The 1,227-nt window shown below is 49.6% G+C and carries 2 tRNA genes and 2 rRNA genes; all 4 read left to right on the top strand.

What is annotated here, in order from left to right:
* Positions 1–108, top strand: a 5S ribosomal RNA gene (rrf, locus tag ICC18_RS33330); the annotation flags it as partial.
* A gap of 76 nt (positions 109–184) precedes the next feature.
* Positions 185–261 (top strand) — tRNA-Ile (locus tag ICC18_RS33335).
* A gap of 85 nt (positions 262–346) precedes the next feature.
* A tRNA-Ala gene (locus tag ICC18_RS33340) sits at positions 347–422 on the top strand.
* 298 nt (positions 423–720) lie between these two features.
* A 23S ribosomal RNA gene (locus tag ICC18_RS33345) occupies positions 721–1,227 on the top strand; the annotation flags it as partial.

A 1,227-nucleotide genomic window follows, 5' to 3' on the forward strand; every position in this document is an offset into this window, starting at 1 on the left:
GATGGCGGAGGGGACCCACGCGTTCCCATCTCGAACACGACCGTTAAGCCCTCCAGCGTCGATGGTACTTGAACCGAAGGGTTCTGGGAGAGTAGAACGTTGCCAAGCGAAGCCCATGGCAAGCTTTCGAGGAAAGCTTCGAAAGCTTGTAGGTGGGTTTTTATTTTGGAGATTTTAATAGTAAGGGCCCTTAGCTCAGCTGGTTAGAGCGCACCCCTGATAAGGGTGAGGTCGGTGGTTCGAGTCCACTAGGGCCCACCATTTAAACTTCATAAGAAAGTATCGGGGTCCCCGAAAAGTAATCGGACTAAGCCTCGAAGCCAAACTTCACTTTTTGAGGTAGTATGGGGCCATAGCTCAGCTGGGAGAGCGCCTGCCTTGCAAGCAGGAGGTCAGCGGTTCGATCCCGCTTGGCTCCACCAAAAGACATTTTGAGAGTGAAATTTCCAAGAAATTTCGACTTGAAATGAGCGAGTAAGATGTGATAAGATACTTTTTGCCGCTGAAAGGTGGTGAAGAAAATCGATTCACAATGAAACGTTTGTTGACAACTGACATCGCTTCACGAATGTAACAGTTGCAACGTTGTTCCTTGAAAACTAGATAACGAAACGAAACGTAAAGCGTGAAACTTAGAAATCCTTTAAGCCACTGTGTTTACACAGTGATTTAAATCTTTTAGCTGGTTCTAACGAACCTGGCAATTTAACAATTGCCTACGGTTAAGCTAATAAGAGCACACGGAGGATGCCTAGGCGCTAGGAGCCGATGAAGGACGTGGCGAACGACGAAATGCCTCGGGGAGCCGTAAGCAGGCTTTGATCCGGGGATGTCCGAATGGGGGAACCCAGCTGTGGTAATGCGCAGTTACTCATCACTGAATACATAGGTGATGTAGAGGCATACCCAGGGAACTGAAACATCTAAGTACCTGGAGGAAAAGAAAACAAAATGTGATTCCGTCAGTAGCGGCGAGCGAAAGCGGAATAGCCCAAACCAAGGGGCTTGCCCCTTGGGGTTGTAGGACCTCGATGTGGGGTTAGTTCGGTAGGCGAAGCGATCTGGAAAGGTCCGGCATAGAGGGTAAAAGCCCCGTAGCCAAAATCGAACGAAACCCCTAGAGGGATCCTGAGTACGGCGGGACACGAGAAACCCCGTCGGAATCCGGCAGGACCATCTGCCAAGGCTAAATACTACCTAGCGACCGATAGTGAAGCAGTACCGTGA

Origin of the sequence: Paenibacillus sedimenti (genome assembly GCF_014534655.1) — a bacterium.
Lineage (GTDB): Bacteria > Bacillota > Bacilli > Paenibacillales > NBRC-103111 > Paenibacillus_E > Paenibacillus_E sedimenti.